We start from the raw sequence: 23,906 nt of genomic DNA, 5'->3' as shown, positions 1-23,906 counted from the left end.
AGCATTAATGGTAACCGAAGAAGATAAAGAACAACTATTAAATATAAAAATAGAAGATGAGGTTAAGACTTCATATTTAAATTATGCAATGTCTGTTATTGTTTCAAGAGCCCTTCCTGATGTGAGGGATGGACTTAAGCCGGTTCATAGAAGGATCCTTTACTCAATGCATGAAATGGGTCTTAAAGCTGAGAAGGCATTTAAAAAAGCCGGAAGGATTGTTGGAGATGTTCTTGGTAAATATCATCCTCATGGCGATCAGTCTATTTATGAAGCACTTGTAAGGCTTGCTCAGGATTTTTCTTTAAGATATCCTATAGTAAGTGGACAGGGTAATTTTGGTTCTATTGATGGAGATCCTCCCGCTGCTATGCGGTACACTGAGGCTCGTATGGCAAAAATCGCCGAAGAGCTTGTTAGAGATATAGATAAGCACACTGTTGATTTTAAAGCCAATTATGATGATTCTTTATTTGAGCCTGAAGTTTTGCCAGCTGCTTTTCCTTTTCTATTAGTTAATGGTTCTAGTGGAATTGCTGTTGGAATGGCAACTAACATGGCTCCACATAATTTGAAGGAAATTTGTGATGCCATAGTTTATATGTTAGATCACGATGATGTTTCTGTTTATGATTTAATTGAAATAGTGAAAGGCCCGGATTTTCCTACTTATGCTGAAATCATTTATAATGATAGTTTAGTCAAAGCTTATACTACAGGAAGAGGTAGTGTTGTTATTCGCGCTCGATATCATATTGAAAAGAAGTTTGAAGATCAGATTGCCATTGTAATTACGCAAATACCTTATGCTATTAATAAGTCCTCTTTGCTTATGAAAATTGCGTTGTTGGTAAAAGAAGAAAAACTTGAGGGTATGTCTGATATAAGGGATGAGTCTGATCGTGAAGGTATTAGAATTGTCCTTGAAATTAAAAAGGGTTTCGATCCTCATGTTGTTATGAATTTACTTTATGAGTATACTGAGCTTAGAAAAAATTTTAGCATAAATAACTTGGCTCTCGTTAATGGGATCCCAAGACAGTTAAATTTAAAGGAACTTGTATCTGCATTTATTGAGCATAGAAAAGAAATTATTAGAAGGCGGGTGGAGTTCGACTTAAAGAAAGCAAGAGAGAAGGCTCACATTTTTGAAGGATTAAATGTTGCCTTAAGAAATATTGATAGAATAATAGAGATAATAAGATTTTCTAGGCTTGTAAGAGATGCTAAAGAATGTATTATTAAAGAATTTAATTTATCAGAAATCCAAGCTAATTCTATACTGGATATGAAATTACATAAATTGACCTCTCTTGAGGTTGAGAAACTTGAAGACGAATTTAAAGTTATTTTAGCTTTAATAAAAGATTATGAGGATATTCTTACGAGTCCGGAAAGGATTATAAGTATTGTGAGAGAAGAAGTTATTAATTTAAGTTTTAAATTTGGCGATGAGCGCCGAACAAAAATAATTTATGATGAGGAGGTTTTAAAAACCAGTATGTCAGATTTAATGCAGAGGGAAAATGTTATTGTTATTCTTACAAAGCAAGGTTTCATTAAACGAATCTTACAAGATGAGTATAAGCTTCAAGGTATAGGCGGTAAGGGCCTTAGTTCTTTTGACTTGCAAGACAAAGACCAAGTTAATATTGCTTTATGTGTAAATACTCATGATTTTTTATTAATGGTTTCGAATGAAGGGAAGCTTTATGTGATTAATGTGTATGGAATTAAAGATATTTCGAGAACTTCAAAAGGACAAAATATTCGTGAGCTTATTAATTTGGGGGAAAAAGAAGAAATATTGACTATTGCAAGTTGCGATAAATTATCATCGGAGAATTACTTGTTAATAACAACTGCAAATGGGAAAATAGCTCGTATTGAAACAGAAAATTTTAAAACTGTTAAATCAAGAGGTGTTATTGTTGTTAAACTTGATGACAAAGATTTTGTTACAGCTGCTGAGGTTGTATCTAAAGATGAAAAAATTATTTGTATTTCTAAGAAGGGTAATGCGTTTGCATTTAATGCAAATGATGTGAGGCTCACACATAGGGGAACTCAAGGTGTATCTGGTATGAAAGTAAGAGAGGGTGATACACTGATTAAGGCACTAGCCGTAAAGCAGGGATCTCATCTTTTAATTGTTTCTGAAAATGGATATGGAAAAAGATTAGAAATAGCTAAAGTGACTGAGCTTAAAAGAGGAGCTACTGGTTATACCTGTTACAAGAAATCTGATGAGAAAGCGGGCGAGGTTGTTGATGCCATTACGGTTGCCAATGACGATGAAATATTGTTTATAAGTAAAGGCTCTAAAGTTTTACGCACATTGGCTGATAAAATATCTGAGCAAGGTAAGGATGCTAGAGGAATGCAAGTATTATCTCTTGAGGGAGATAAATTAATATCTGTTGCAAAATTTATTAAATAATAAATTAATTTTATGTATATTGTTTGAATGTTCTACGTGGAACATTCTTTTTTATTGTTTTGTTGTATTGTTTGAATGTTCTACGTGGAACATTCTTTTTTATTGCTATTTCTTTATTCGAAATTAACATAGAACAACTTTATGAAATTTTGTATTATTACAAGGAGGGTTTTGATAAAATGAAAGAGACTTTTAAAATGGTAGATATTAATCTTTTAGATGTAGATAAGGCACAACCTAGAAAGTCTATTAATCTTATTGAGCTTGAAGAACTTAGTATTTCTATAAGAGAGCATGGAATATTGCAACCTATTGTTGTTTTTCATGAAAACGGTAGGTATAACATAGTTATAGGTGAACGAAGATTTAGAGCCGCTAAATTAATCGGTATGGAGCAAATTCCTATTATAGAAATAGAACCTACTAGAAAAAATAAAGATTTTATGTCTTTGATTGAAAATATTCAAAGGGAAAATTTAACCCCTGTTGAAGAGGCTTATGCTTATAAGAACCTTATGGATAAGCATTCTTTGACTCAAAAAGTTTTATCTGAAAAAATTGGTAAAAATAGATCTCATATTGCTAATTTAGTTAGAATTTTAGAACTTGAACAGGAAATATTAAATTCTTTACATAAGAGAGAAATATCATTGGGGCATGCTAAAGTTTTGTTATCATTGAAAGATAATCAGGATAGATATGGACTGTATCTTTTAATGATAAAAAAGAAATTATCTGTTAGAGATGCAGAAAATTATGTTAAAAATTTTTACAAATCCGTTAATGATAATTCAGAAATTTTAAGAGATCCTTTTTTAAATAGTGTTAAGGAATTTTTAATAAGTAGAATGCAAACTAAAATAAGTATTAAGGGAAATAAAGAAAAGGGTAAAATCGAGATAAGCTATTTCACATCATCTGATTTAAAAAGAATTATTTCCATCTTTGACAGTATGAAGTGATTTTTTTATATAATTTATTTTTTGTCGTATTTCTTTTAAAATAATTAAAATTTCTTTTTTATTTTCTATATTGTCTAGTTTGATATTTTTTAATTCTTGCAATAATAGTTCTGTTAATTTTATAATATCTTCTTTTTTGATATGTTTTTTATCTAAATTGATCTTAAGTTTTGATTGATTTAGTTCATTTTTTTTGTAATGTGATTTAAATTCTTTTAAAGATTTTATCTTGCCATTAAGGACTTCCATTTTTAAATGGATAGGACACGATTTTTTGGAAATTTCATAAGATAGTGATAGAGGTAGGTTTTTTATTATGAGCTGCTTGTCGGAATTTTCGACAAGCAGCTCATATCTTGATATTAATGAGTAAACCTTATCTTTCTTAAAGCCCATACTTGTAAACCATTTGTAAAAAAGTCCATCATATTGATTATTTCCACGTAGTTTTTCTTGAGCTTCTTTTAATATCCTTCCAATTTCTGTATAGGCATTGTTGAATATATTAAAGATTTCATATTGTTTCGTTTTTAAGAAATCGGCTATTTCTTTATCTAATTTTTCATATTTAAAATTTTTGTTTTGAATGACAATTAATTCTTGTTTTTCTAAGGTGATTTCTTCTTTTGCATTTTTTTGTAATTTTTGACCCATGAGGGTCATTAGGGTGTCTAAGTTATCTGACATTTTAGTTGTTAATTTTCTCCATTATTTCTTTTGTAAGCTTTAGAAAGTCTTTAGCAGCATTGCTTTCTTTGTTATACATATATACTGGTATATTTTCTTCTTGAGATTTGGAAATGCTGATGTTTTTTCTTATTTTTGTATTTAAAAATTTTTCTTTAAATACTTTTTTTAGATAACTAATATATTTTTCTTTGCTTTTGTTTCTAATGTCATATTTATTTATAAACACACCAGCAATTTCTAGGGATTTGTTTATTTGTTTAACAGCAGTTATTGTATCTAATAGTTGATTGATACCTTCAAGAGCAAAGAATTCTGTTTCTATTGGTATTAAAAGATATTGACTTGCGACAAGAGCATTTATTGTAAGTATTGATAGGGTAGGAGGACAGTCAAGAATAATAAAATCATACCTATCTTGTTTATATTGTTTTAAAGCATCTTTTAAGAAATTTTCTCTTGCAAGTTTGTGTATCAATTCTTTTTCAAGTAGTGCTAATTTGAGGCTTGAAGGAATGATATCTATATTGAAATTTTTAGTAGGCTTGATTTTTTTCTTTTTATGTATAAGTTCATAACTTGAATTTGTATTTTCTTTTTTTAAAATGTTAACTCCACTACTTGTATTTCCTTGTGAATCAATGTCTATTAGGAGTATTTTTTTATTGCAAAGTGTCATTGAATAGGCAATGTTTATAGAACTAGTTGTTTTGCCAACACCGCCTTTTTGATTAATAATGGATATTATTTTCATAAAAATTTTCTCTTGTTGTGTATATTAATAATACTTTATTGTAAAACATAAATAGCAAAAATGATAATAGTAACATGTAAAATTTTCTTAAAAAATAAAAACTATTTTTATAAATAGACATTTAATTTAATTATATGTCTATAAATTGTAAATTATTGCAATAAGATAATTAAATTAAATTAAATTAGGGAATTTTCTTGCAAAAATGCTATAATATTTTGCTTGTCTTTAATGCTAAATTGTATTGTAGTAGTTATTTTATTTAAGAAACTTGCATCTGTAATTTTAATTCTCATTTTGTTTTTCATTCGTGTAAGCAAATTATACTGGTTATAATTTAGATTGAGATGTAATGTTTCATTTTCTTCCTTTTCTATAAGCTTTGATTTTATAATTACTTCTTGTGCTGCTTTGAAATATGCTTTAATAAGCCCCCCTTTTCCAAGCAAAGTTCCCCCAAAATAACGTATTGTAATAATTAAAGTATCTGTTAAATTTTTATTTAATATGGCATCCAGAGTGGGTTTTCCGGCTGTTAGCTTTGGTTCTCCGGCATCACTCATTCCGTTTATAAATGAATTTGAACTACCAATTCTAAATCCGTAGACTACATGCGTTGCGCTTTTAAATTTTAATTTGTATTTTTTTAATATTTTGTTTATTTCTTCTCTTTGTTCTACATAGAAGAGATATGATAAAAAAATTGATTTTTTGACTTCAATTTTTATATAAGTATTTTCTTTAGGAATTAATATCATTTAATTTAATAATATATCATATTTTTTATGTTGAAGTATTTTTAATTTATGTATATCATAATAATGATTGCTTTTGTATAGGTTCTAGGTGTAAGTGTTTAAGAGGGGTTAGAAATGATATCAGGATTAAATCCTACGTTAAGATTGTTTAAGGAGCATAGAATACTTTACTCTAATATGGAAAGAGGGTTAAAACCTCTCTTAGAAGTTGATAATTTTATCAATAAATATATTCAAAATAAAGAAGGTTTAGAAGTTTATGATAAGGTTGTAGGGAAAGCCGCTGCTGTCATTATTTACAATATTGGACTTCAGAATGTTCAAGCAGGTATTATTGTGCAACCGGCAAAGGATTTTTTAGAAAGTAGAGGCATAAAAGTGACTTTTAAAAAATTGGTAGAGAGGATAAATGATAAAACTGAGAATTTAATTGAAAGCTTAGAAAACCCAGAGGAGGTGTATAAATATATGATTAAGAGAGGAATTATTGTCACCAGCTAATAAAACTTTAGTTTATTTATTTTTTGCTTTGGAATATACAGAAAGAATTAATCCTATATTATATATTAATATTATCAAGCTTCCCCAACTTAAGTAAAAATTATCTTTCCCATAATCAAAAAGCCATATTCCAGAATAAATTCCTAAAAAACCCCCAACTGCAGAGGTAAGGAGCATTAAATTTGGATTGATTGTATGTTTGACAACTTGATTTTTATTGTTTTGAGCAGTTTCTGTTGCAGAGAATTTGCTGTCGATGAAAACCATAACAAGCCCAGTAAGTGTAATGCATAGAAAGTAAATTACGAATATCTTTTTAATGAGTTTAAACATAAAACTTTACCGCCTTTTAGTTTTCACTTGTTAAAATTAAATAACAATATAAATATAACATAAAAAATAAATATTTTATTAGTGTGATCACATAAAAAATAAATATTTTATTAGTGTGATCACATAAAAAATAAGTATTTTTATTAAATTATAATATATTGCGAGATGATTAATTTGTGGAAAATTTTTTATGAACTTAATTTTTGATGACTAGGATTAAATATTATTTTGTGCAAGCTAGTTAAGTTTTTGCAGTTTAATAAGTTGTATTTTAAAGTTTTAAGGAGATTGTGTGTTATACGTTGTAGGAACACCTATAGGCAATTTAGATGATATTACGTATCGTGCAATTGATGTTTTGAAGTCGGTTGATATTATATTTGCTGAGGATACAAGAATTACTAAGAGACTTTTATCGCACTATGGTATTGTTAAGAAGTTGGTTTCTTGTAATGCAATAACAGAACACAAGAGAATTAATTTGTTGTTGGAATACTTATCTATTGGTAAAAGTGTAGCTTTTGTTAGTGATGCGGGTACACCTTGTCTTAGTGATCCTGGTGGGTTGCTTGTTGATGCGGTATTTAAAAATGGGTATAAAGTTTGTCCTATTCCAGGCATTAGTTCTTTTAATGTGATTATTAGTGTAAATCCTTTTAAAGATAAAGTTATAGTCTTTGAGGGATTTTTGCCAAACAAGGGAGTAAAGAGGTTAAAGAGAATAGAGGAGCTTTACAATAGAGGAGACGCATTTATTATTCTTGAATCTAGTCATAGGATTTTGAAGTTGTTGTCTGAAATTTCTTTGGTCAATTTAGATGCTAATGTTCTTGTTGGACGTGAAATGACGAAATTATATGAGGAATACAAAATTGGCAAACCTTTAGAATTAAGAAAGTATTTTGAAGAGAATAATAAAAATAAAGGAGAATTTACTGTTTTGGTTAGTAGGAAATCTAAAAGATTATATAATTAGTATATTCTGTTTAAGTTAGAAGTTTAAGTTGCAAAATGAGTTTAAAAATGAAAAATAGCTTTATCATTGATTTTAAGTGAAAAAATTTTATTGATTAATTACTTATGGCAAAAAATAAAGACAAGGTAATGTACAAATGTTTAAATTGTGGATATAAATCTTTAAAATGGTTAGGGAAGTGTCCTGAGTGTTTTAGTTGGGAAAGTTTAGAGAGTTATACTGAGTTTAAATCTAGCTATTCGAGCAATTTAATTGAATTTAAGAATGAGATTGTATCTTTAAAAGATTTTAAGCAAATTGATAATGTTAGGCATTTAACAGGTATTGAGGAATTTGATAGAGTTCTTGGTGCTGGAATTGTAATTGGTAGTGCAATTTTGATATCAGGGGACCCTGGGATTGGAAAATCAACTTTTTTGCTTCAAATTTCTAATATTTTGTCATTTGCTGGCAAGAATGTTTTTTATATTGCAGGTGAAGAATCAATTCCACAAATTAAACTAAGAGCAAATAGACTTAAGATTTTTGCTGACATATTTATGACTAATGAAACGGATGTTGATTCTTTAATGGACATGCTTTCAAATGTTGAACTTGACTTTATGGTTGTTGATTCTATTCAAACCTTGCATTCAAGAGAAGTGCAAGGTAGTCTTGGAGGGGTGGCGCAATTAAAACATTGTGTTTATAAACTTGTAGAGTGGTCAAAGAGTAAGAATATAGCTTTATGTTTAGTGGGACATATGACAAAAGAAGGTGTCTTGGCCGGACCCAAAATGATAGAACATATGGTAGATTCTGTTTTTTATTTTGAGGAGGCAGAGGGGTCTTTGCGTATGCTTAGAGCTACTAAGAATAGGTTTGGTGCTATTAATGAAATAGGTATTTTTGAAATGACGAGTTTGGGACTTGTTGAGGTTAAAATCCATCTTCTATTTTTTTGGAAAAAAAGGAAGAAGTATCATCAGGTATTGCTATTGGCATTATTAATGAGGGTAGCAGAGTTTTATTTGTTGAGATACAGGCTCTAGTTACAAGGACTAATATGAATGTTCCCAGAATTTTTTCTGAGAAAATAGATTCTAGAAAGATATCAAGAATTTTAGCTGTTCTTAATAAATATTTGAATCTTAATTTTAGTAATGATGATGTATATGTTAATGTTTCTGGGGGACTTAGAGTAGATGATAGAGAAATTGAGCTTGCTGTTTTAATCGCACTGCTTTCTTCTAAGACAAATATCATTGTAAATCAAGAATTAATCTTTACAGGTGAAATTTCTCTTTCAGGAGAAATTAAGGCATCTTCTAATATTGAAAGTAAAGTTTTGGCAGCCCGGAAAGCTGGATTTAAAAGGGTTTTAGGTGCTAATTTAAGGGATGGTCGTTATAATGGATATGAAGGTATGGGTAATGTTTTCGGTGTTGCTAAGAGGCTAATGAGAAATAGTGCAACACAAAAGAGTAATCAGATAAAAAATATTAATATAAAAAATAAATATTAAATGTTGACAAATCATATTTTATATTATAAAGTAGTAAGAGTTGATGTTAAAAGTTGGAAGAGAAGAGAAGGGAAGAGTTAAGTAAGGTTTAAAAGCCAAATAAAATAAATAACCTGTTAATTTTTAAATTTGACAAAATAAAAATAACGAAGAGTTTGATCCTGGCTTAGAACTAACGCTGGCAGTGCGTCTTAAGCATGCAAGTCAGACGGAATGTAGCAATACATTCAGTGGCGAACGGGTGAGTAACGCGTGGATAATCTGCCCATGAGATGGGGATAACTATTAGAAATAGTAGCTAATACCGAATAAGGTCAATTAAGTTGTTAATTGATGAAAGGAAGCCTTTAAAGCTTCGCTTGTGGATGAGTCTGCGTCTTATTAGCTAGTTGGTGGGGTAAAGGCCTACCAAGGCTATGATAAGTAACCGGCCTGAGAGGGTGAACGGTCACACTGGAACTGAGATACGGTCCAGACTCCTACGGGAGGCAGCAGCTAAGAATCTTCCGCAATGGGCGCAAGCCTGACGGAGCGACACTGCGTGAACGAAGAAGGTCGAAAGATTGTAAAGTTCTTTTATAAATGAGGAATAAGCTTTGTAGGAAATGACAGAGTGATGACGTTAATTTATGAATAAGCCCCGGCTAATTACGTGCCAGCAGCCGCGGTAATACGTAAGGGGCGAGCGTTGTTCGGGATTATTGGGCGTAAAGGGTGAGTAGGCGGATATGTAAGTCTATGCGTAAAATACCACAGCTCAACTGTGGAGCTATGCTAGAAACTGCATGACTAGAGTCTGATAGGGGAAGTTAGAATTCCTGGTGTAAGGGTGGAATCTGTTGATATCAGGAAGAATACCAGAGGCGAAGGCGAACTTCTAGGTCAAGACTGACGCTGAGTCACGAAAGCGTAGGGAGCAAACAGGATTAGATACCCTGGTAGTCTACGCTGTAAACGATGCACACTTGGTGTTAATCGAAAGGTTAGTACCGAAGCTAACGTGTTAAGTGTGCCGCCTGGGGAGTATGCTCGCAAGAGTGAAACTCAAAGGAATTGACGGGGGCCCGCACAAGCGGTGGAGCATGTGGTTTAATTCGATGATACGCGAGGAACCTTACCAGGGCTTGACATATACAGGATGTAGTTAGAGATAACTATTCCCCGTTTGGGGTCTGTATACAGGTGCTGCATGGTTGTCGTCAGCTCGTGCTGTGAGGTGTTGGGTTAAGTCCCGCAACGAGCGCAACCCTTATTGTCTGTTACCAGCATGTAAAGATGGGGACTCAGACGAGACTGCCGGTGATAAGCCGGAGGAAGGTGAGGATGACGTCAAATCATCATGGCCCTTATGTCCTGGGCTACACACGTGCTACAATGGCCTGTACAAAGCGACGCGAAGCAGTGATGTGAAGCAAAACGCATAAAGCAGGTCTCAGTCCAGATTGAAGTCTGAAACTCGACTTCATGAAGTTGGAATCGCTAGTAATCGTATATCAGAATGATACGGTGAATACGTTCTCGGGCCTTGTACACACCGCCCGTCACACCACCCGAGTTGAGGATACCCGAAGCTATTATTCTAACCCGCAAGGGAGGAAGGTATCTAAGGTATGTTTAGTGAGGGGGGTGAAGTCGTAACAAGGTAGCCGTACTGGAAAGTGTGGCTGGATCACCTCCTTTCTAAGAGAAAGAAAATTTAAGCTGAATACTTAATTTTAACTCTTCCCTTGTCTTTTTTTTTAATTTTTTGGGGGGTTTAGCTCAGTTGGTTTAGAGCATCGGCTTTGCAAGCCGGGGGTCAAGGGTTCGAATCCCTTAACCTCCATCGTCTACCAAGAAGTCAGTGTAATTTAAGTTATTTATAGAATATTTGAGGTGTATTGATTAGATTTCTTTTCAAGAATTAAGATAGTTTAATTAAAATTTTGATATTCAGATAAAATATTTTTTTTATATCTTAAAGAAAGATTTCATGATATTTTTTAGTAATAGACATGGTATGTAATTTGACACTTTTGGACATAATTTTGTTGATTTAGTACTTAAAAGGACCTTAAAGTTTAAATCAATTGGGACCAGGAGGAGTTGAACCTCCGACCTCAGGTTTATCAGACCTGCGCTCTTACCACCTGAGCTATGATCCCTAAAATTTTATTACCCTTTAAGATTCTATTTAACTTTATGATGTTTGTCAATATATGGTTTATTTTTCCGAGACAGTTTTTATGGTATTTGTCGGATATTTGTTTTTAGAAGTTGATTTTTAGTTTCAAGTATAAGTACGTTTACAAAAAGTTTTGAATTTGGGGTTTATTTTACTTTAAAATTATATAGATGAATAGAGAATTTTTTATGCACGATGCTGTTACTGTAGCCAAATTTTTGCTTGGTCACTTACTGGTTAGGAAAATGAGTGATGGCAGAGAAATTATTTCAAGAATAGTTGAGACGGAAGCTTATATGGGTGTAATAGATAGGGCTTGCCATTCTTATGGGGGAAAGCGAACAATTCGTATTAGTGCCATGTATAATATAGGGGGATATGCGTATGTTTATATGATTTATGGCATGTATTATATGTTAAATGTCGTGACATCTAATGAGAATAATCCCCAGGCTGTTTTAATAAGAGGTGTTGAACCGATTTCACCAAAATTTAATGGAGTATTTACTAATGGACCTGGCAAGCTTACGAAATTTTTAGATATAGGTTTAAATTTTAATAAAGTTGATCTTACTAATAATTGTGAGCTTTTTCTAAGGGAAGGTTTGTCTTTTGATTTTGAAATATCATCTTCAAAAAGAATAAATGTTGATTATGCAGGTAAAGAGTATGCGAATAAACCTTGGCGGTTTTATATAAGTGGAAATAAATTTGTGTCTAAATATTAGTATGTGTATCTTAATATTCTTTGTTTTTTTCAAGAATAGGATCTACTATTTGTTTAATGAATTCTTCAACTTGATGCGGGGCAAAACCTATATTTTCGCTTGGGTTTAAGATTTCATCTATATCTTTAGATGATAATCTGAAACTTTTATCGTTGAGGATTAATTTGATTAGATCATTTTCAGAGGTGTTTTCATAAAGGCTTTCCCTTACTTGCATCGAATAAATTCTTATTTTTTCATGTAAAACTTGTCTATCTCCACCATTTTTTGTTGCTTTCATTAATATGTCTTCTGTTAATATAAATGGCATTTCTGTTTTTACGTGTTTTTCAATAATTTTGTTATTTATCTTCATACCACTAATTATTTTATTTAACAGTATCAGGATAGCATCACTGGCTAAAAATGCTTGGGCAATATTTAGTCTTTTGCATGCTGAATCATCCAAAGTTCTCTCAAGCCATTGAGTTGCTGCTATGAGCCCACCACTTGATTGTAGACTCATTATAAACTTGGCAAGAGATGCTACCCTTTCACTATAAATAGGATTTTTTTTATAAGGCATTGCTGATGAACCTATTTGATATGTTTCAAAATGTTCTTCAATTTCTTTAAGATGTTGCATGAATCTGATGTCATTAGTGATTTTATGTGAACTTTGGGCTAGATTACTCAAAAAATTTAATATTAATGAATCAAATTTGCGATCATAAATCTGACTAGTTATTTTATAAACTTTGTCAAATCCCATTTTTTTTGCAAGACTTGTATCTAAATTTTTTACCTTTTCAAAGTTGGATGAAAATAATTCTTTAAAACTATTTTGATTCCCAACCGTTCCCTTTACTCCCCTGAAGCACATATTAGACAGTAGAAATTCAAGTTCTTTAAAGTCAAAAATTAGACTTTGAAGCCATAAACTACTTCTTTTGCCAAGAGTTGTTAATTGAGCCTCTTGTAGATGTGTAAAGCTGAGTGTTGACAAATTTTTATGTTTTATTGAAAATTCTTTTAAAGTCTTTATAAGCCTTATCAATTTATTTTCAATGATCAGTAAAGCTTCTTTGATTTGAATTAAGTCTGTGTTGTCAATTAAATATGCGCTTGTAACACCTAGATGTAAAATCTTTCTGGCGTCCTTGCCAGCTAAGTCAGCATAAGCGTAAAGATGTGCCATGACTTCATGTTGAAATTTTTGCTCGTATTTTTCTACAATGTTGAAATCAATGTCTTCAATGTGCTTAGATAATTCATCGAGTTGTTTGTTATCGATATCTATTCCCAATTCTTTTTGTGTTAGAGCTAAGTTGTACCATAATTTCCTCCACGTGGTGTACTTAAATTTGGGTGAGAAAATATAAAGCATTTCTTTGCTTGAGTATCGTGACTTTAATGGGTTTATATATTGATCCATTTTTTATCCCTAAAAATAGTTTTTTCTCTCTCTTCTCCAATAGATAGAATTGCAATTGGAATTCCCACTTCTTCTTCTATAAATTCAATGTACTCTTTGGCTTCAATGGGCAAGTCTTCGTAGTGTTTTATATTTCTTATGTCTTGTGTAAATCCTTTAAAGACTTTGTATATAGGTTTAACCTTTTCAAGTATTTCGCAAGAAGAAGGTATATAGTCATATATTTTGTCTTGAAATTCGTAAGCTGTACAAATCTTAAGGTTTTCAATTTGGTTTAATATGTCTAGTTTAGTTAATGCTAAATAGTTTAATTCATTGAGTTCTATTGATTTTTTAATCGTTAAAAGATCAAGCCAACCAATTCTTCTAGGTCTTTTTGTTGTTGAGCCATATTCCTGTCCCTTTTCTCTAATCTGGTCACCAATGGGATCTAAAATTTCGGTTACAAAAGGACCTGCTCCAACTCTTGAGGCAAAGGCCTTAACTATGCCGACTTTATGTTTGATTTTTGAGATGGGGATACCACATCCTACTGCTGCTGTAATTAATGTGTTGCTGGATGTTACGAATGGAAATGTTCCATGTTCAATATCAAGCATTGTACCCTGAGCCCCTTCTATGACGATTATTTTTTTTGACTCGATGGAGTGATTTAATATTTTATCTGTATTTGTGATTGCAGGTTTAAGTATTGCTATATATTCTTTATATCTATTTAAGATGTCGTCATAATTAAATGGTTTATCATTGTATATTTTTTCTATAATTTCATTTTTTTCATCTAGATTTGTCTTGAGTTTTTTTTTAAAAATTTCTATGTCAAGTAGATCAATAGCCCTTATGCCAATTCTGTTGATTTTATCTGCATAACAAGGCCCAATACCTCGCTTTGTAGTTCCGATTTTATAAACACCTTTTTTTTGCTCACTAAGTTCATCCAGTTTAATGTGGTAGGGCATTATTATGTGAGCCTTATCACTTATAGATAGTTCTGTTTTTATATTATTGAGTTTAAGCGTTTCAAGTTCTTTGATTAGAATTGCTGGATCAATTACTATTCCAGGTCCAAGTATGCCTTTTGCTCCTTGTAAGACACCTGATGGTAATATATTGAAGATAAATTTTTGATTATTAACAACAATTGTATGTCCAGCATTATTTCCTCCGTTAAACCTTACAACATAATCTGCTTTTGATGAGAGGAAGTCTATAATTTTTCCTTTACCCTCGTCTCCCCATTGAGTCCCGACAATTGCATAGATTGACATAAATATCTCCTATTTATTTATTTTTGATACATTCTTTAAAGTTCTATGTTTTTCATTAAAATCGATACCATAACCGACTATAAAATCATTTTCAATTTCAAATCCAGAGTAGTCTATTTTTAATTCCGCAAGCCTTCTGGATTTTTTATTAAAAAGAGTGCAGATTCTAATCTCTTTGGGATTTTTGGTGTTCAAGTGTGCGATAATTGTTTTATATGTTAGCCCGGTGTCTATAATATCATCAAAAATTATCACATAACTATTTTCTATATTGATATCGATATCTTTCTTTATTATTACATTTAATGAAGAATGAGTTTTATCTCCATAACTTGATGCGTGTAAAAAATCTATTTTTACATTCAGCCCGATTTCTCTTGTAATATCTGCAAAAAACATAAAAGAGCCTTTAAGAAGTGATATAAAAACTACATTTTTTTTACCTTCATAATAATGTCTAATTTCTCGAGCTAGCTCTTTAATTTTGTCTTTTATTTTTTCTTCTGTGAATAAAGTTGAAATTTCATCATTCATTCAGCTTTGTATTTAACTCTCTATCTTCAACTTTTTGCTTTCATCATTATATTTTTTTTGTCAATTTAATTCAAGTCTTTTGCGAATTGTCAGCTATAAGTTATTGTTTGAATGTGATATTATTTATTGAACAAGAGGGTATAATAATGAATTCCAATTATGCTAAGTATAAGATGTTGGTTTTTGATCTTGATGGTACTCTGCTGAATAGTAATCATGAAATTACGTCGTTGACCTTTAAAGTTCTTTTAAAATTAAAAGAAGATTTTCATATAATTATTGCTACTGGTAGGAGATTATATGAAATTAAGGATGTTTTAGTGCAACTCAGAGAGGTGCAAATTGACAAACGTTATATTGTAACGGCAAATGGGGCTGAAGTATTTTTGAGAAATAATCTGATTTTGAGATATAAACTAAGTTATGACTTAGTGAAGGAAATTCTTAAATTAGATAGAGGGAACATTGATGTCAATCTCTATACTCTTAATGATTGGTATTCTGATAGAGAAATTAAAAGTCCAATTATGGGTTATTTTATTGAAAATTTAGGATTAAAACCTATTATTACTAACTTATTTGAACTTGATATAGATTCGTGTTCGAAGATAGTTTATTATTCTGAGGATTGTTTGAAGCTTGAAGTGTTTGAAGATAAAATCAGAGAAAAAAATTTTAAAGATATAAGCATATTTTATTCTGCTAATGATCTCTTAGAAATTACAAGTATTGAAGCTAGCAAGTATAATGCTATTAAAAATATTGCCTTGTTTGAATGCATTGATATTGATGATATTTTAGCGTTTGGAGACAATGGCAATGATTATGATATGTTAAAGAATGTGGGAAAAGGTGTTCTGATGAAAAATGCAAATGATTGTGTTAAGAATAATTTACCAAATAATGAGTTTACAAAGTTTGATAATGATGAAGATGGGGTTGCAAAATTTTTAATTGAGTTTTTTGACCTTGATATTACTCATTAGGCATGTTTAGTTAGGTTTATTTATTTAAACGTTTTAAATTTGATTTATTTGGGTAAAAGTCATTTATGTAGATACTGATGAATATTAAGTGTTGTTTTGTGTTTAGGTTATGGAATTTTTGTGAAAAATTACAATTTGATTTAATGTTTCTTATATGGCCGTTTGGCTTTGAAAAATTATTTGATAAAAAGTATGTCAATGGTATTGACATAGTAAAACTAAAAGTATATATTATTTTATGTTGTATAAACGATTGGCAAATTAGAGATGGAAGATAAAAATATGGTCAAAGTAATAAAGAGTCTATGGTGGATGCCTAGGAGCTTTAAGGCGAAGAAGGTCGTGGTAAGCTGCGAAAAGCTTGGGGGAAAAGCAAACATTTTATGATCCCAAGATTACCGAATGGAGTAATCCAATTAGCTAGATGCTAATTATTTACTACTTATGTAGTAAAGGCTATACCAGGGGAAGTGAACCATCTAAGTACCCTGAGGAAAAGAAATCAAAGAGATTCCCTAAGTAGTGGCGAGCGAAAGGGGAATAGCCTAAACTTTAAATGTGTCAAGCTGCAGAGCGTTGCATTTAGAGGGTTGTAGGACGCTTGAAGCTTAGTCTGTAATAAGCTGAGAAGTTACAAAATATTTATATAGAAGAATAACTTGGAAAAGTTAGCCAAAGAAGGTGATAGCCCTGTAATTTAAATGTAAATATCTTCTTAAAGATGTTCCTAAGTAGGACGGGACACGAGAAACCCTGTCTGAATCTGGGGAGACCACTCTCCAAGGCTAAATACTATAAAGCTACCGATAGTGAAGAGTACCGTGAGGGAAAGGTGAAAAGAACCCCGGGAGGGGAGTGAAATAGAACTGAAACCGTAGACTTACAAGCAGTCAAAGCCATGACTATTCATGGTGATGGCGTGCCTTTTGCATAATGAACCTGCGAGTTATCATGTCTAGCAAGGTTAAAGCATAGTAGTGCTGGAGCCTCAGCGAAAGCGAGTCTTAAACGGGCGATTTAGTTAGATGTGATAGACCCGAAGCCGAGTGATCTATTTATGGCCAGGCTGAAGCTTGGGTGAAACCAAGTGGAGGGCCGAACTCTAGTCTGTTTAAAAAGGCAGGGATGAGCTGTGAATAGGAGTGAAAGGCTAAACAAACTCGGAGATAGCTGGTTCTCCTCGAAATGGATTTAAGTTCAGCCTTATTTTAGTGCAATAGAGGTAGAGCACTAATTGAGCTAGGGCCTGTCAAAGGGTACCAAACTCAGTTAAACTCCGAATGCTATTGCATAATGAATAGGAGTGAGACTATGGGCGATAAGGTCCATGGTCGAGAGGGAAACAACCCAGACCAACAGCTAAGGTCTCAAAAATGTATTAAGTGGAAAAGGAGGTTTAGGTACGTAAACAGCCAGGAGGTTGGCTTAGAAGCAGCCATACCTTTAAAGAGTGCGTAATAGCTCACTGGTCGAGTACTTAAGCGCCGACAATGTAACGGGGCTAAATACATTACCGAAGCTTTGGATTCTAACTTAGTTAGAATGGTAGAGGAGCGTTCTGTAAGCCTGAGAAGTTAAACTGAGAAGTTTGATGGAGGTATCAGAAGTGAGAATGCAGGTATGAGTAACGAAAAAATGGGTGAGATCCCCATTCGCCGAAAACCTAAGGTTTCCTGGGTGAAGGTCGTCTTCCCAGGGTTAGTCGGCCCCTAAGGCAAAGCTGAAAAGTGAAGTCGATGGGAAACGGGTTAATATTCCCGTACCTCTTATAGTTTCGATTGGAGTGACGCATGAGGTTAACTACTGCTAGGCGATGGTAGTCCTAGTTTAAGCATTAAGGTGTTGATTTTAGCAGGTAAATCCGCTAAGAGAGCTGAGATGTGATGATGAGTGCTGTTTAGGCAGCATGAAATGTAGGTAGTCAAGGTGCCAAGAAATAACTTCTAAGGTTAGGCTATAAGGGACCGTACCGCAAACCGACACAGGTAGGTGGGATGAAAATTCTAAGGCGCGCGAGAAATCCACGTTAAGGAACTCTGCAAAATACATACGTAACTTCGGGATAAGTATGACCTAAGAGATTAGGTAGCATAAAAATGGTCCAAACGACTGTTTACCAAAAACACAGGTCTCTGCAAATCTGCAAAGAGAAGTATAGGGACTGACACCTGCCCGGTGCTGGAAGGTTAAGAGGAGATGTTAGTGTAAAAGCGACGCATTGAATTCAAGCCCCAGTAAACGGCGGCCGTAACTATAACGGTCCTAAGGTAGCGAAATTCCTTGTCGGGTAAGTTCCGACCCGCACGAATGGTGTAACGATTTGGACGCTGTCTCAACGTGGAGCTCGGTGAAATTGAAGTATCGGTGAAGATGCCGATTACTTGTGGTTAGACGGAAAGACCCCGTGAACCTTTACTATATCTTGGTATTGAGATTTGGTTAAATATGTGTAGGATAGGTGGGAGACTTTGAAGCTATCTCGTTAGGGGTAGTGGAGTCGCACTTGAAATACCACCCTTGTTTAATTAAGTTTCTAACTCATGTTCTTATGAGGACAGTGCCAGGTGGGTAGTTTGACTGGGGCGGTCGCCTCCCAAAGAGTAACGGAGGTGCGCAAAGGTTACCTTAGAGTGGTTGGAAATCACTCTGTAAGTGTAAAGGCATAAGGTAGCTTAACTGTGAGACTGACAAGTCGAGCAGATACGAAAGTAGGTCTTAGTGATTTGGCGGTAGCGAGTGGAAGCGCCGTCACTTAACGAATAAAAGGTACTCCGGGGATAACAGGCTTATCCTTCCCAAGAGTTCACATCGACGGAAGGGTTTGGCACCTCGATGTCGGCTCATCGCATCCTAGGGCTGGAGCAGGTCCTAAGGGTATGGCTGTTCGCCATTTAAAGCGGTACGCGAGCTGGGTTCAGAACGTCGTGAGACAGTTTGGTCCCTATCTGCCACAAGCGTTGGATATTTGAGAGGTGCTATCTCTAGTACGAGAGGACCGAGATGGACGAACCTCTAGTGTACCAGTTATCCTGCCAAGGGTAAGTGCTGGGTAGCTACGTTCGGAAGGGATAACCGCTGAAAGCATCTAAGTGGGAAGCCTTCCTCAAGATGAGATATCCTATGAGGGTCCTGGAAGAATACCAGGTTGATAGGTTAGAAGTGTAAGTATAGTAATATATTAAGCTGACTAATACTAATTACCCCAATCTTTGGCCATATTTTTATCTTCCTTATAAAATAACCCTGGTGATTAAAGAAAAGAGGAAACACCTGTTATCATTCCGAACACAGAAGTTAAGCTCTTATTCGCTGATGGTACTGCGAGTTCGCGGGAGAGTAGGTTGTTGCCAGGGTTTTTTATATTTTGTATGCATGAATATATTATATATATAATAGTTATTACATATATAAAGCATATATCATGAATAGTATTAATTATGCGCGTTTTAAGTATTTTTGTATTTATATTTTTTTTCTCTCATATCAGTTTGCCAGCTAATCAAACTTTAAAATTTAAGCTTATAGATCAACATTATCCTCTTTATTATAAAAATCGAGAAGGCAAGATGGTTGGTATGATTTTTTCTCTTTTAAATAAATGGGCAGAAGATCATAATTATGACATTAGCATAGAGGCAATCGATTATCTTGATAAGAATAAAATTGAAGATGATGTAGTTTATTTAGGATTAACTTATAATGAGTACTTAAACGATTATTTATATTTTAAAAATGAAATTGGAAAATGTGTAACTGCACTGATTTATAATTCAGCAAAAGGGAAAGCCCCCCCCTATTTATTTCTCTCAAATGAGTTAAATGTAGGTGTTGTGAAGAATACTATATATGAAGATATTTTAAAGTTTCATGGTTATACCAATAATGTTTCTTTATTTCCAGATACTACAACATTACTTTTAGCATTAAGAGAGAATAAGATTGATTTGGCGTATGGAGGTTATAAGTCATTATTTTATGTATGGCATAGTTCTTTTTACCCATCTTTTGCTGAAATTGCTAATTCTGAGTATTTTTACAGTTTCAGCATAAGGGCCGCTATTAGTAAGAATGCTACTATGAATTTAAGAGGCTTAGAACTTGATTTTTTAAGTTATGTACAATTTCTTTCCAAAGAGGAATATGTTCCCTTTAAGGAATTAGATTTTTCGTTTAATCTTGATGTTGGACTATATGACGATTATCCCCCTTTTAGTTTTATTGATTCTAAGGGTAAATTTTCAGGCATTTTAGTTGACTTATGGAATACTCTCTCCAGAGAATATGGTTTTTCAGTGAAGTTTATAGGATTTCCAAAGGAAAGTATTAAGAATGGTTTGGATGACAAAGATGTATGTGTTTGGGGTGGAATTATTGAAGGCGATAGTATTTTGAACTCTAAAAAATATAGGGCGCTCAATGCAATATGTGCATTAACTTTTAATTTATATTTGACAAAGGCTAAAAATAGTAATGAAATTATCAATTCACAAATGATTGATCTTGATTTTAATGGTGCTTCATTAGACAAGAATACAGACATAGTAAATAATTTTTCAGATATAGTAAATAATTCATATGGATTTGTAGAAAATGTAGTTACCACAAATTATTTAACTAGAGTGTATGGCTATAATCATATAGCAAGGTCGCAAGATTCAAGTTTACGTAAAGAAAAGCTTTTAATATTAGCTGTTAATAATAGTAAAAACTTGAAGTTATTTGCTTATATGCTTAATGCGTTAACATCCAACATTTTTTTTGATACTTTGTTACAGATATATAAAAATTGGCTTGGGCAAGATGAGGTTGATAATTATCGAGATAATTTTTATGGGCATAGGCATATAAATGTTAATAATTTTAATATAGAAGAAAAAATTTGGTTACAAAATAATAAGCAATTAAATCTTGCTGTTAAAGATTGGTATCCTATTGATTATTTTGATTCTGGTCGTTATAAAGGAGTTAATGAATGGCTAATTAAGAAAATAAGACGATTTACGAATTTGAGTTTTAATATTATAAGTGTGCAGGAAAGAGAGATTGAAGAAGTAATTAAACTTGGGAAAATAGATGTATTGTCTTCTAATTTAGACGATGCCAATTTAGATCATGTTTTTAATATTAAAGTGATTTCAGGAGTACCATTATATCTTTTTTCAAATCGCACTAGAGTATTTAGTTCAAAGTTTTCTGATCATCTTGCAGTGTTGAAATTTTTATATTCCAAAAAATTGGAATCTCAAATAAACGCACAACTAGTACAGGTTGATAACTTTAAAGAAGCTTTGGATTTCTCTATAGAGGCAAGGTCACGGGAATTGTTAGTGATGAATACACTGCTACTATAAATTTCGAAGATTTAAACATTAGGGATATTAAAAAAGTTCTTACTTTCTCAGACTTAACATTTAATTTAAATATTGCAGTTCATAATCAAGATCATATTTTAAGAAGGATTATACAAAAAGTTTTATTTCCTGCAAATCATAATAATAAGTTATACTTTGATGACTGGGTGTTTAATGTTTATGAGAGCTCAAAGGATATAAGATTTAAAAAAAACAGTCTGGCACTATTAACCATTGGTGCGTTTGTTTGTACTATCTTTATATTTTTTTTATCTAGTTTGTGGAAAGAGATAGGATTTAGGAAAAAAATGTACTCTTTTGCAATCAGTGAAAAAAAAGTTATTGAGGAGGCGCTTGATGCCAAGACTATTTTTTTAGCAAGTATGAGTCATGATATTCGCACTCCCATTAATGGCATAATGGCAGCCACTGAGCTTTTGGAAAATACTGATCTCGTAGGTGTTCAAAAAGAGTATGTACAAATGATCAATTATTCATCTATTTCATTACTTTCTTTGATCGATGAAATATTATATATCTCTAAAATAGATATGAATGAGATATGTATTGAAAATAGCGAAATAAATTTAGAGCATGAAATTGAAGGTGTTATAAGGAGTTTTCAGTCTCATAGTGCTAAGCAAAATCTTGATTTAATTTTTTATTCAAAGTCAGATTTAGAGAATTATTTAATAGGAGATAGTTCTAGACTTAAAAAGGTACTTATTAATTTAATAGGAAATGCTTTTAAATTTACTGAAGACGGAATAGTAGTTGTAAATTATGAAGTTGTAAACAATACAGAAGATAATAATGGAAATAAGATAGTTGCTGTGGAATTTAAGGTAACTGATACTGGGGAGGGAATTAAAGAGAGCAATATACCGATAATATTTGAATTGTTTAGACAAGGAGATAATTCTGATGCAAGAAAGCATGAAGGGACCGGTCTTGGACTTGCAATATCTAAAAAGCTTGTTAATTTAATGGGTGGACCTGGTATTAAAGTTGAAAGCGAGATAGGAAAGGGAACAACTTTTTCATTCATTTTGCCTTTTGTTTTAGGTAATAAACTTGAGAGTAAAGAATTAAATAAGCTGGAATTGGTAAGGAACAAAAGGATTTTAAGCTTATTTTTAAATAAAAAAACAGTTGAGATTTTAAATAAGATAAGTAAATTATTTGATTATAACAACATGAATTATTTTTATTCTTATGAAGATGCTTATAAGGCCTATTATAGGGCTCATTATGATCTTATTTTTATAAATGTTGATGATTCTTCTGGTTTGCAAGCAGGGCTTGAGTTTGCTGATAAGATTGAAAATTTAAATCGTAATACAAGAATAGTATTTGTGTTCTATTATTTAAATAGTGAGGAGATCATTAATTTTAAATATGAATACATGCAAAAACCTTTTAAAAGGTGGAATTTTTATTCTGATTGGATTAAAAATGGCCCAATTGTAGATGTCCCAATAGTAAGTGAATCTAGCACTTTTAAGCTTGGGGGTAATGTTAGAATTCTAATAGCTGAAGATAATGCAATTAATCAAAAAATTTTAAAAAATATTTTGATTGTCATAGGTATTAAAGAGAGTTCTATTGATATTGTAGGAAGTGGCGTTAGGGCTATTGAAGTTTTAAAAACTAAAAGATATGCTATGGCTTTTATTGATATAAGGATGCCAATTTGTGATGGATTTACGGTATCTAGAGAAGTACGTAAATTTGAAAGTCAAAATAATTTGACACCATGTGTATTAATAGCTGTTACTGCACATGCATTAAGAGAATATAAAGATAGGTGTTTAGAAAATGGAATGAATGATTATCTTGCTAAACCAATACACATTAATTCAATTAAATATATGTTAAAAAAATATTTATATATTGAGGTTGAAGATAATAATATTATAGAGAACAAGAAATTATATGAATTTTTTGATTTGCCCAATTTAGATATTACTAATGCTTTAAAAGATTTAAACATTTCCTATGATATGTATGTTGACTTATGCAGAGGGTTTGTTGATATGATGGATTATCTTATACTTGATTTGGATGAAGCTTTTAATTCAAACAATATCAAATTAGTAAAAGAGCTGGCACATTCAATTGTTGGAACACTTTGCAACATGCGTAGCGACTTATTTGAGGATTTTAAGCACATTGAAACAAGTACAGATTCAATAAATGAATTAAAAGTATTATATTCTAAAGTACGTAAAGATTTGATCGTTCTTGTTAAGAACATAAGAGAGCGGATTTTAAATGTTATTAAGAATGACTATCGTGAAAAATTGAAATTTAAAAGCCATGATGAATTTTTGGGTCTTATGCAAAAGCTTTTAAACGGTATAGAAAATAGGAATCCTAAAGAGTATAAGAGGGTCTTTGATATTCTTCAACAATATAGTTTGGATGATAATCATATTTTGTTATTTGAATCTCTTGTTAAGTGTATAAGAGCATACAATTTTGAAGAAAGCATTAAAATTATTAAGCTTATGATGAATTCTGGTAAAATAGGGAAGTCATAATGA

The 23,906-nt window shown here is 32.1% G+C and carries 15 protein-coding genes, 2 tRNA genes, 3 rRNA genes and 1 pseudogene; 13 read left to right on the top strand and 8 right to left on the bottom strand.

From position 1 onward, the window contains the following. The first annotated feature begins 7 nt into the window (after positions 1-7). Together gyrA and ACWUD1_RS02190 are read left to right on the top strand one after the other, a co-directional pair. A complete protein-coding gene (gene gyrA, locus ACWUD1_RS02195) occupies positions 8-2,440 on the top strand; it encodes a DNA topoisomerase (ATP-hydrolyzing) subunit A (RefSeq protein ID WP_472756893.1) in 2,433 nt (810 codons plus the stop codon). Positions 2,441-2,619: 179 nt separating this feature from the next. After that, the gene (locus ACWUD1_RS02190; RefSeq protein WP_472756892.1) at positions 2,620-3,402 is read left to right on the top strand and encodes a ParB/RepB/Spo0J family partition protein; all 783 of its coding nucleotides are present in this window, start codon (positions 2,620-2,622) and stop codon (positions 3,400-3,402) included. Here the strand turns inward: ACWUD1_RS02190 and ACWUD1_RS02185 are convergent. The 3 genes from ACWUD1_RS02185 to ACWUD1_RS02175 form a co-directional block, all read right to left on the bottom strand. Continuing rightward, a complete protein-coding gene (locus ACWUD1_RS02185) occupies positions 3,364-4,089 on the bottom strand; it encodes a hypothetical protein (RefSeq protein ID WP_472756891.1) in 726 nt (241 codons plus the stop codon). The genes ACWUD1_RS02190 and ACWUD1_RS02185 overlap by 39 nt on opposite strands. A gap of 1 nt (position 4,090) precedes the next feature. Continuing rightward, positions 4,091-4,843, bottom strand: coding sequence for a ParA family protein (locus ACWUD1_RS02180; RefSeq protein WP_472756890.1), 753 nt, complete (start codon positions 4,841-4,843; stop codon positions 4,091-4,093). A 179-nt stretch (positions 4,844-5,022) separates the two neighbouring features. Beyond that, positions 5,023-5,601 (bottom strand): YigZ family protein, encoded by a 579-nt coding sequence (locus ACWUD1_RS02175; RefSeq protein WP_472756889.1) that lies wholly within the window; start codon positions 5,599-5,601, stop codon positions 5,023-5,025. A gap of 114 nt (positions 5,602-5,715) precedes the next feature. Between ACWUD1_RS02175 and ACWUD1_RS02170 the strand changes: the two genes are divergently transcribed. Further along, positions 5,716-6,102, top strand: a complete 387-nt coding sequence (locus ACWUD1_RS02170; RefSeq protein WP_472756888.1) for a DUF1893 domain-containing protein — start codon at positions 5,716-5,718, stop codon at positions 6,100-6,102. A 12-nt stretch (positions 6,103-6,114) separates the two neighbouring features. Here ACWUD1_RS02170 and ACWUD1_RS02165 read toward each other — a convergent pair whose 3' ends face one another. Further along, positions 6,115-6,435 carry a hypothetical protein gene (locus tag ACWUD1_RS02165; RefSeq protein ID WP_472756887.1) on the bottom strand — a complete coding sequence of 107 codons (321 nt, stop codon included), beginning with the start codon at positions 6,433-6,435 and terminating at the stop codon, positions 6,115-6,117. A gap of 292 nt (positions 6,436-6,727) precedes the next feature. Here ACWUD1_RS02165 and rsmI point away from each other — a divergent pair, with 292 nt between their 5' ends. From rsmI to ACWUD1_RS02140, 5 genes are all read left to right on the top strand, one after another. Next, positions 6,728-7,411, top strand: a complete 684-nt coding sequence (gene rsmI, locus ACWUD1_RS02160) for a 16S rRNA (cytidine(1402)-2'-O)-methyltransferase (protein WP_472756886.1) — start codon at positions 6,728-6,730, stop codon at positions 7,409-7,411. 104 nt (positions 7,412-7,515) lie between these two features. Next, positions 7,516-8,442, top strand: coding sequence for an ATPase domain-containing protein (locus ACWUD1_RS02155; RefSeq protein ID WP_472756885.1), 927 nt, complete (start codon positions 7,516-7,518; stop codon positions 8,440-8,442). After that, complete coding sequence (locus tag ACWUD1_RS02150; RefSeq protein WP_472756884.1) at positions 8,352-8,915, top strand: magnesium chelatase domain-containing protein; 564 nt, start codon at positions 8,352-8,354, stop codon at positions 8,913-8,915. Before ACWUD1_RS02155 ends, ACWUD1_RS02150 begins: the two co-directional genes overlap by 91 nt. Before the next feature lie 143 nt (positions 8,916-9,058). Beyond that, a 16S ribosomal RNA gene (locus tag ACWUD1_RS02145) occupies positions 9,059-10,595 on the top strand. 70 nt (positions 10,596-10,665) lie between these two features. Then, positions 10,666-10,740, top strand: a tRNA-Ala gene (locus ACWUD1_RS02140). Between the two features lie 245 nt (positions 10,741-10,985). On the opposite strand, the gene ACWUD1_RS02135 is transcribed toward ACWUD1_RS02140, so the two are convergent. Further along, a tRNA-Ile gene (locus ACWUD1_RS02135) sits at positions 10,986-11,059 on the bottom strand. A 190-nt stretch (positions 11,060-11,249) separates the two neighbouring features. Here ACWUD1_RS02135 and ACWUD1_RS02130 point away from each other — a divergent pair. After that, positions 11,250-11,807, top strand: coding sequence for a DNA-3-methyladenine glycosylase (locus tag ACWUD1_RS02130; RefSeq protein ID WP_472756883.1), 558 nt, complete (start codon positions 11,250-11,252; stop codon positions 11,805-11,807). 10 nt (positions 11,808-11,817) lie between these two features. On the opposite strand, the gene purB is transcribed toward ACWUD1_RS02130, so the two are convergent. Genes purB through hpt form a run of 3 tightly spaced genes read right to left on the bottom strand, consistent with a single transcriptional unit; the run spans position 11,818 to position 15,023 of the window. Beyond that, positions 11,818-13,221 carry an adenylosuccinate lyase gene (gene purB / locus ACWUD1_RS02125; RefSeq protein ID WP_472756882.1) on the bottom strand — a complete coding sequence of 468 codons (1,404 nt, stop codon included), beginning with the start codon at positions 13,219-13,221 and terminating at the stop codon, positions 11,818-11,820. Beyond that, positions 13,206-14,489 (bottom strand): adenylosuccinate synthase, encoded by a 1,284-nt coding sequence (locus tag ACWUD1_RS02120; protein ID WP_472756881.1) that lies wholly within the window; start codon positions 14,487-14,489, stop codon positions 13,206-13,208. The genes purB and ACWUD1_RS02120 overlap by 16 nt, the downstream gene beginning before the upstream one ends. 9 nt (positions 14,490-14,498) lie before the next feature. Continuing rightward, positions 14,499-15,023, bottom strand: coding sequence for a hypoxanthine phosphoribosyltransferase (hpt, locus tag ACWUD1_RS02115; RefSeq protein ID WP_472756880.1), 525 nt, complete (start codon positions 15,021-15,023; stop codon positions 14,499-14,501). A gap of 146 nt (positions 15,024-15,169) precedes the next feature. Here hpt and ACWUD1_RS02110 point away from each other — a divergent pair, with 146 nt between their 5' ends. The 4 genes and pseudogenes from ACWUD1_RS02110 to ACWUD1_RS02095 all read left to right on the top strand — a co-directional run bounded on the left by ACWUD1_RS02110 (position 15,170) and on the right by ACWUD1_RS02095 (position 23,903). Continuing rightward, positions 15,170-16,009: a Cof-type HAD-IIB family hydrolase gene (locus tag ACWUD1_RS02110; RefSeq protein WP_472756879.1), complete on the top strand. Its 840-nt coding sequence runs from the start codon at positions 15,170-15,172 to the stop codon at positions 16,007-16,009. Positions 16,010-16,293: 284 nt separating this feature from the next. Then, a 23S ribosomal RNA gene (locus ACWUD1_RS02105) occupies positions 16,294-19,226 on the top strand. Between the two features lie 25 nt (positions 19,227-19,251). Next, positions 19,252-19,362 (top strand): 5S ribosomal RNA (gene rrf / locus ACWUD1_RS02100). Positions 19,363-19,446: 84 nt separating this feature from the next. After that, positions 19,447-23,903, top strand: a pseudogene (locus tag ACWUD1_RS02095) (ATP-binding protein). Positions 23,904-23,906: the final 3 nt, after the last annotated feature.

It is taken from the genome of Borrelia tillae (assembly GCF_055693965.1).
The sequence above is the reverse complement of the archived record's forward strand: the minus strand, read 5'-3'. Positions and strand labels throughout refer to the sequence as shown.

Excerpts from the sequence above, each read along its gene's own strand:
- gyrA (WP_472756893.1), top strand. The coding sequence starts at position 8 with ATGGTAACCGAAGAAGATAAAGAACAACTATTAAATATAAAAATAGAA.
- ACWUD1_RS02190 (WP_472756892.1), top strand. The coding sequence starts at position 2,620 with ATGAAAGAGACTTTTAAAATGGTAGATATTAATCTTTTAGATGTAGAT.
- ACWUD1_RS02185 (WP_472756891.1), bottom strand. The coding sequence starts at position 4,089 with ATGTCAGATAACTTAGACACCCTAATGACCCTCATGGGTCAAAAATTA.
- ACWUD1_RS02180 (WP_472756890.1), bottom strand. The coding sequence starts at position 4,843 with ATGAAAATAATATCCATTATTAATCAAAAAGGCGGTGTTGGCAAAACA.
- ACWUD1_RS02175 (WP_472756889.1), bottom strand. The coding sequence starts at position 5,601 with ATGATATTAATTCCTAAAGAAAATACTTATATAAAAATTGAAGTCAAA.
- ACWUD1_RS02170 (WP_472756888.1), top strand. The coding sequence starts at position 5,716 with ATGATATCAGGATTAAATCCTACGTTAAGATTGTTTAAGGAGCATAGA.
- ACWUD1_RS02165 (WP_472756887.1), bottom strand. The coding sequence starts at position 6,435 with ATGTTTAAACTCATTAAAAAGATATTCGTAATTTACTTTCTATGCATT.
- ACWUD1_RS02155 (WP_472756885.1), top strand. The coding sequence starts at position 7,516 with ATGGCAAAAAATAAAGACAAGGTAATGTACAAATGTTTAAATTGTGGA.
- ACWUD1_RS02130 (WP_472756883.1), top strand. The coding sequence starts at position 11,250 with ATGAATAGAGAATTTTTTATGCACGATGCTGTTACTGTAGCCAAATTT.
- purB (WP_472756882.1), bottom strand. The coding sequence starts at position 13,221 with ATGGATCAATATATAAACCCATTAAAGTCACGATACTCAAGCAAAGAA.
- ACWUD1_RS02120 (WP_472756881.1), bottom strand. The coding sequence starts at position 14,489 with ATGTCAATCTATGCAATTGTCGGGACTCAATGGGGAGACGAGGGTAAA.
- hpt (WP_472756880.1), bottom strand. The coding sequence starts at position 15,023 with ATGAATGATGAAATTTCAACTTTATTCACAGAAGAAAAAATAAAAGAC.
- ACWUD1_RS02110 (WP_472756879.1), top strand. The coding sequence starts at position 15,170 with ATGAATTCCAATTATGCTAAGTATAAGATGTTGGTTTTTGATCTTGAT.